This is a genomic window from Roseospira navarrensis (assembly GCF_009601025.1).
Taxonomy (GTDB): Bacteria; Pseudomonadota; Alphaproteobacteria; order Rhodospirillales; family Rhodospirillaceae; genus Rhodospira; species Rhodospira navarrensis.
Map to the genome: position 1 here is coordinate 1 of NZ_WIVE01000108.1, position 7,352 is coordinate 7,352.

General features: G+C 66.4%; 5 protein-coding genes. 2 read left to right on the forward strand and 3 right to left on the reverse strand.

Going from position 1 to position 7,352, the window contains the following annotated elements; translation table 11 throughout:
• Positions 1-285: 285 nt before the first annotated feature.
• On the forward strand, positions 286-927 hold the full coding sequence (gene pncA / locus GHC57_RS18365; RefSeq protein WP_153347003.1) for a bifunctional nicotinamidase/pyrazinamidase: 642 nt from the start codon (positions 286-288) through the stop codon (positions 925-927).
• A 237-nt stretch (positions 928-1,164) separates the two neighbouring features.
• Here the strand turns inward: pncA and GHC57_RS18370 are convergent, their stop codons facing one another.
• The gene (locus GHC57_RS18370) at positions 1,165-2,853 is read right to left on the reverse strand and encodes an acyl-CoA dehydrogenase family protein (protein ID WP_153347005.1); all 1,689 of its coding nucleotides are present in this window, start codon (positions 2,851-2,853) and stop codon (positions 1,165-1,167) included.
• 136 nt (positions 2,854-2,989) lie between these two features.
• A complete protein-coding gene (ccrA, locus tag GHC57_RS18375; RefSeq protein WP_153347007.1) occupies positions 2,990-4,273 on the reverse strand; it encodes a crotonyl-CoA carboxylase/reductase in 1,284 nt (427 codons plus the stop codon).
• A 250-nt stretch (positions 4,274-4,523) separates the two neighbouring features.
• On the opposite strand from ccrA, the gene GHC57_RS18380 reads away from it, so the two are divergent.
• On the forward strand, positions 4,524-6,539 hold the full coding sequence (locus GHC57_RS18380) for a protein meaA (RefSeq protein WP_153347009.1): 2,016 nt from the start codon (positions 4,524-4,526) through the stop codon (positions 6,537-6,539).
• A 75-nt stretch (positions 6,540-6,614) separates the two neighbouring features.
• On the opposite strand, the gene GHC57_RS18385 is transcribed toward GHC57_RS18380, so the two are convergent.
• Positions 6,615-7,190, reverse strand: a complete 576-nt coding sequence (locus GHC57_RS18385; protein ID WP_153347012.1) for a hypothetical protein — start codon at positions 7,188-7,190, stop codon at positions 6,615-6,617.
• Positions 7,191-7,352 lie beyond the last annotated feature (162 nt).

A 7,352-nucleotide genomic window follows, 5' to 3' on the forward strand; every position in this document is an offset into this window, starting at 1 on the left:
CCCGTGCAATCCTGGCATGCATCGCCGGACTTATCTCGCCCAAACAACCAGCATGCATATCTAACGCAAACTGAGCCAAATTTTAAGATGTCATCCTGAAGCCGCGAAGCGGCTGAAGGACCTCGAGCGCAGGTCTCCGACCCGATGCAAAGACCTGGAAGGGCGATGCCGTTCACCTGAGCCCGTTGCCCTGTCCGGGCCGGGCTGGCGCAGCTTGGATGCGCCCGGGGAGCGGACTATGGTGGCGCCGGTGCGGGTTTCGCGAAGAAAAAGGAGTGCACACGCATGACTGTCAGGATGCCGGACGACACCGCGTTTCTGATCGTGGATGTCCAGACCGATTTCTGCCCGGGGGGCGCGCTGGCCGTGGCCGACGGCGACGCCGTGGTGCCGCTGGTCAACCGTCTGGCCCCTGCGTTCGGGACCGTGATCCTGACCCAGGACTGGCACCCGCCGGGCCATGCCTCGTTCGCGTCCAGCCACCCGGGGGCAGCGCCGCTGTCGATGGCTCAGATGGACTACGGTCCCCAGGTTCTGTGGCCGGACCACTGCGTGCAGGGCACCCCGGGCGCGGCCTTCCATCCCGACCTGGAGACCGACCGGGCGCGCCTGGTCATCCGCAAGGGCACGAACCCCGCGCTCGATTCCTACTCGGCGTTTTTCGAGAACGACCACGTCACGCCCACGGGTCTGGCCGGGGCGCTGTCCGAGCTGGGCATCCGGCACGTGGTGATGGCCGGTCTGGCGACGGACTTCTGTGTGCGCTGGTCGGCGGTGGACGGCCGCAAGGTGGGGCTGGCCGTGACGCTGGTTGAGGATGCCTGTCGGGCCATCGACCTGGACGGCTCGCTGGAGGCGGCGCGCCGCGAGATGCACGCCGCCGGCGTTGTGCGCACCGACACGGCCGCCCTGTTGGCGGGGTCGTGATCCCGGCGGAGGACGCGGCAGGGACGATGAGCCGGATATGATGGGGCGGGGCGGAGCCTGCCGCACGAGATCCTTCAGTCGCTTCGCTCCATCAGGATGACTCGCCCAGTTTAGAAAGCGTCATCCTGAGCGCCGGCAGGGCGCGAAGGATCTCGGGAGGAAACGCGGCGGTGGGGACTCCACCGTCGCGTTTGCCGCCCCCGCCCAACGGGTCCGATGAGGCCGGGCCCGGCTCGATCAGGCCGCGCTCTTGCGCTTCTGGATGGCGCCGCGCCCGCCCAGCAGACCGCGCGCCACCACCTGCGCCTGGATCTCGGCCGCGCCCTCGAAAATGTTGAGGATGCGGGCGTCGCACAGGATGCGGCTGATCGGGTATTCCAGCGCGTAGCCGTTGCCGCCGTGGATCTGCAACGCGTTGTCGGCGTTGGTCCACGCCACCCGCGCGGCGAGCAGCTTGGCCATGCCGGCCTCGATGTCGCAGCGGATGTCGTTGTCCTTCTCGCGCGCCGACATGTAGGTGATCTGGCGGGCGATCATGGTTTCCACCACCATCCAGGCCAGCTTGCCGTGCACACGCGGGAAGGCGAACAGGGGCTTGCCGAACTGCACCCGCTCCTGGGCGTACTTCAGGCCCTCTTCCAGCGCGCACTGGGCCACGCCGACGGCGCGCGCGGCGGTCTGGATGCGGGCCGATTCGAAGGTTTCCATGAGCTGCTTGAAGCCCTGGCCCTCGACCCCGCCCAGCAGGGCGTCCCTGGGCATGGTGAAGCCGTCGAACGACAGTTCGTATTCCTTCATGCCCCGGTAGCCCAGCACCTCGATCTCGCCGCCGGACATGCCGTTCGCCGGGAACGGGTTGTCATCCGTGCCGCGCGGCTTGGGGGCCAGGAACATGGACAGGCCCTTGTAGCCCGGCTCGTCCGGGTTGGTGCGGGCCATCAGGGTCATCAGGTCGGTGCGCGCGGCGTGGGTGATCCAGGTCTTGTTGCCGTTCACGACCCAGTCGTCGCCGTCCAGCGTGGCGCGGGTGCGCACGCTGCCCAGGTCGGAGCCGGTGTTGGGTTCGGTGAACACGGCGGTGGGCAAGATCTCGCCGGTGGAGATCAGGGGCAGGTAGTGCTGCTTCTGCTCCTCGGTGCCGCCCAGGCGGATCAACTCGGCGGCGATCTCCGAGCGGGTGCCCAGCGAGCCCACGCCGATGTAGCCGCGCGAGAGTTCCTCGGTCACCACGCACATGGCCATCTTGCCCATGCCGTGGCCGCCGTATTCCTCCGGCACCGTCAGGCCGAACACGCCCATCTCGGCCATCTGGTCGATGACCTCCATGGGGATCAGCTCATCCTTTTCGTGCCAGCCGTGGGCGTGCGGCTGGACCTGCTCGTCCACGAAGCGGCGGAACTGGTCGCGCACCAGGTCGAGGGTCTCGTCCTCAAGGCCCAGGTTGCCGAAGTTGCCGTCCTTGATGAGCTCGGCGATGCGCGCCTTGCAGGCGGCGGTGAAGCCGTGCTCGCGCAGCAGGGTGGTGTAGGGCGTCTGGAGCGCCTGGCGCTCGCGCACCTCGATGCCGAAATCGGCGAGGCGGATGAATTCGCCCTGGCTCATCGGCATGCCGCCGAAGATCTGGTGCAGGTACTCCGAGAACGCGGCCTGAAGGATGAGGTGCTCCAGCTCGCCGAACTTGTCCTCGGCCTCCAGGCGCTTGGCCCAGGCCAGCATCTCGCCAAGGGCCGTGACGCCGGTCGCGAACCAGGCGAAGCCGTGGCAGGCGTGCTGCTCGCGTTCCATGATGGCGCCGTCGAGCTTGCCGTCCTCCCGGGTCACCCGGTTTGCGAGGTGGTCGCGGATGACGCCCAGGACCTGACGCGCGGTCTCGTAGGAGCGCTCGCAGGTGTGCATCAGATCCTGAATGATGATCGGTCCAGACATGGTGTTCCCCTGGGTGGTCCCCTGAAACGTCGATCCCGGGCATGGGGCGCCCGGGCTCGTCCTGGTGGCTTACGCAGAAGGCGGGGCGCCCGATCGGTCCGGACCGCGCCGGCGGCCCGGACCGGGGCGCGCGGCCCTAGCCCTCCAGGCACTCCTCGATGGTGCGCCGGCCCGGCTTCACGGCCTGCACCATCACGGCCATGTTCCCCGGCTTGTGCTCGTTCTTCCACATCTTGGTGTGGGCGAAGGGGATCTGGTCCCAGGTGAAGACCTCGGACATGCAGGGGTCCAGGCGGCGTTCGATCACCAGTTGGTTGGCCTGCGAGGCCTGCAGCAGGTTGGCGAAGTGGCTGCCCTGGATTCGCTTCTGGCGCATCCACACGAAGCGGGCGTCGAAGGTGATGTTGAAGCCCGTGGTGCCGGCGCAGAACACGACCATGCCGCCGCGCTTCACCACCAGACAGGACACGGGGAAGGTGGCCTCGCCCGGGTGCTCGAACACCATGTCCACGTCGTTGCCCTTGCCGGTGACGTCCCAGATGGCCCGGCCGAACTTGTAGGATTCCTTCATGTAGGCCTTGAAGTCCGGCCCGTTCACGTCCGGCAGGCGGCCCCAGCAGTTGAAGTCCTTGCGGTTCAGGACCCCCTTGGCGCCCAGCGACATGACGAAGTCGCGCTTCGATTCGTCCGAAATGACGCCGATCGCGTTCGCCCCGGACACCGCGCACAACTGCACCGCCATCGCGCCCAGGCCGCCCGAGGCGCCCCAGATCAACACGTTCTGGCCCGGCCGCAGCACATGCGGGCGGTGGCCGAACAGCATGCGGTAGGCGGTCGCCAGCGTCAGGGTGTAGCAGGCACTCTCTTCCCAGGTCAGGTGCTTGGGCCGCGCCATGAGCTGCTGGGCCTGCACGTTGGTGAACTGGGCGAAGGAGCCGTCCGGCGTTTCGTAGCCCCAGATGCGCTGGGTGGACGAGAACATCGGATCGCCGCCGTTGCACTCCTCGTCGTCGCCGTCATCCTGGTTGCAGTGAATGACGACCTCGTCGCCCACCTTCCAGCGCTTGACCTGCGAGCCGACGGCCCACACGATTCCCGAGGCATCGGACCCCGCGATGTGGAAATCGGCCTTGTGCACGTCGAACGGCGTGACCGGCTCGCCCAGCGAGGCCCAGATGCCGTTGTAGTTCACGCCGGCGGCCATGACCATGACCAGGACTTCGTGGGATTCCAGCTTGGGAACGTCCACGACCTCGATCTGCATGGCGCTTTCGGGGGGGCCGTGGCGCTCGCGCCGGATGGCCCAGGCGTACATCTGCTTGGGCACATGGCCGAGCGGCGGAATCTCGCCCAGCTCGTACAGATCCTTCTTCTCCTGGTTCGGATGCAACTCGACGACATCCGCGGTCACGGTGGACATGATTCGACACTCCCTGTTTGTCACTGAACGCGCGCGCCGCCGGCCCGCCGGCCCAGGGTTTCGGCAACCGCGAACAGCGTGTGTCCAGCGTTTTGGTCGGATTCAGGCTATACCGACTTCAGACTTTCATCGCAATGCACAAAGTGGTAAATAATTTCGCCTGACCCAAGGGCCGAGTAATTATCGTTCCGGATTCGCCCAATTTTGGCGCGAGCCAGAGACCGAAAATCGCGCAGGGATGGAGACGAGTATGACCGGCAAGCCCGTGACCCCCACCCCGTCTGCTGCACCGCAGCGTGACAAACCCTGGCTGTTCCGGACGTATTCGGGACATTCCTCGGCCAAGGCGTCGAATGAATTGTACCGCACGAATCTTGCGCGCGGCCAGACCGGCCTGTCGGTCGCCTTCGACCTGCCGACGCAGACCGGCTACGACTCCGACCACGTTCTGGCGACCGGCGAGGTCGGGAAAGTGGGTGTGCCCATCTGCCACCTGGGCGACATGATGACGCTGTTCGACGGCATCCCGCTGGAGAAGATGAACACGTCCATGACCATCAACGCCCCGGCGGCGTGGCTGCTGTCGCTGTACATCGCTGCGGCGGAAAAGCAGGGCGCGGCGCGCGACCAGCTTCAGGGCACGGTGCAGAACGACATCATCAAGGAATACCTGTCGCGCGGCACCTACATGTTCCCGCCCGACCCGTCGATGCGCCTCATCAACGACGTCATCGCGTTCACCTACAAGCAGATCCCCAAGTGGAATCCCACCAACGTCTGCTCGTATCACCTGCAGGAGGCCGGGGCGACACCCGAACAGGAACTGGCCTTCGCGCTGGCCACGGCGCGGGCGGTTCTGGACACCGTGCGCGACTCCGGGCAGGTGCCGCCGGAGGACTTTCCGGTCGTGGTCGGCCGCATCAGCTTCTTCGTCAACGCCGGCATCCGCTTCGTCACCGAACTGTGCAAGATGCGCGCCTTCGCCGAGCTGTGGGACGAGATGTGCCGCGAGCGCTACGGCGTCGAGAACGAGAAGTACCGCCGCTTCCGCTACGGCGTGCAGGTCAACAGCCTGGGCCTGACCGAGCAGCAGCCGGAGAACAACGTCTATCGCATCCTGCTGGAGATGCTGGCCGTCGTGCTCTCCAAGAACGCCCGCGCGCGCGCCGTGCAGCTCCCGGCCTGGAACGAGGCGCTCGGCCTGCCGCGTCCGTGGGATCAGCAGTGGTCGCTGCGCCTGCAACAGATCGTGGCGTTCGAGACCGACCTGCTGGAGTACGGCGACCTGTTCGACGGCTCGGCCGAAGTCACCCGCAAGGTGGAGGCCCTGAAAGAGCAGGCGCGCGAGGAACTGGACCGCATCGACGCCATGGGCGGCGCCGTGCCGGCGGTCGAATCCAGCTACATGAAGCAAAAGCTGGTCGAATCGAACACGAAGCGCCTCGCCGCCATCGAATCCGGTGACATGACCGTGGTCGGCGTGAACAAGTACACCGAGGCCGCGCCCAGCCCGCTGTCCACCGGCGAGGGCAACATCATGGCCGTGGACCCGGCGGCCGAGCGCGAGCAGATCGAATCCCTCAAGGCCTGGCGCGAGCAGCGCGACGATGCCGCGGTCAAGGCCGCGCTGGCCGATCTCGCGGCGGCCGCGAAGGAAGGCCGCAACATCATGGAACCGTCCATCGCCTGCGCCCACGCCGGGGTGACCACGGGCGAATGGGGCCAGACGCTGCGCGACATCTTCGGCGAGTACCGCGCGCCCACGGGCGTGGCCCGCTCGGCCGGGGAGGCCACGTCCAGCGAGCGCATGACCGCCGTGCGGGGGCGGGTCGAGGATGTCTCCGCCCGCCTGGGCCGCCGCGTCAAGATCCTGGTCGGCAAGCCGGGCCTGGACGGGCACTCCAACGGCGCCGAACAGATCGCCGTGCGCGCCCGCGACGCCGGCATGGAGGTGGTCTACGAGGGCATCCGCCTGACGCCCGCCCAGATCGTCAACGCGGCGCTGGAAGAGGGCGTGCACGTGGTCGGCCTGTCGATTCTCTCCGGCTCGCACGTGCCGCTGATTACCGATGTGCTGGAGCGCATGCGAGCGGCCGGCCTGGGCGACGTGCCCGTGGTCGCCGGCGGCATCATCCCGCCGGAGGACGAAAAGACCCTGCTGGCGGCGGGGGTGGCGCGCATCTACACGCCCAAGGACTACGACGTCACGGCGATCATGGACGACATCGTGACGATCATCGATCCGGACCAGCAACGCGCGGCGTGATGGGGACGGACAGGGGGGCGTCTCGATCCGGGCCGGGCCCCGGATCGGGCCGGCCCCGGTTCCGCGTGGCGAGGGCTATTCGGGCGGCGCGGCCGGCGCAGAGTCGGGTGTCAAGTCGAGATCGGCGGGCGGGAGATAGGCCCGGGGCTCGACCGATGGCCAGTCCTTCAGGATCGAGTCCATTTTCCTTTGATAGAGCAAGGACTGTAGTCGCTCAGAAGCGTCTGGATTGAGAGGCGGCGCGAACGCGTACATGAGCGCGAGATCGCGAGCCCTCTCTCTCAAGGCTTGATCGGCCGCCACATCCGTCCGGTGTCTGAGTTTCAAATACGCCTGAATTTCCTTGAGGTCGTCGCCTGAGGCCTGCACGGAGGCGTTGAGGGCCCTGAGGTCCTCCGCTACGTATCTCGACTCTGAGGACTGAGAGTCGGCCGCCCCTCGGAGTGTCTCGCCAAAGTCGCCCAAGGTGGCGGTCAAGCCCAACACAGTGGCCTGAGTTGTATCCAGGTCCTCCATCAACTCCGCGACCTTGATCCGCATCCCCGTTTGACCGTTCCGGTAATCCAGGATGAACTCCTTTCCAACGCCGACGACGATCAAGACAATTGTCAGAAGAATGAGGAGGAGCGTTTCGCGGACAGGGCGCTTCAAGATCAGAATCAGGTAGAGGATGGCAAAAACGACAATAATAGCGGTAAAAACAAGGGCGAGAGAGATGGCGTCGGGGACTAAAGTAAAGGCTTATCCCTTTGAGTCCGGGACCACATCATGTGGTGACAGGTGGCCTGAAACGGCGTAGAACATAACGTGAAC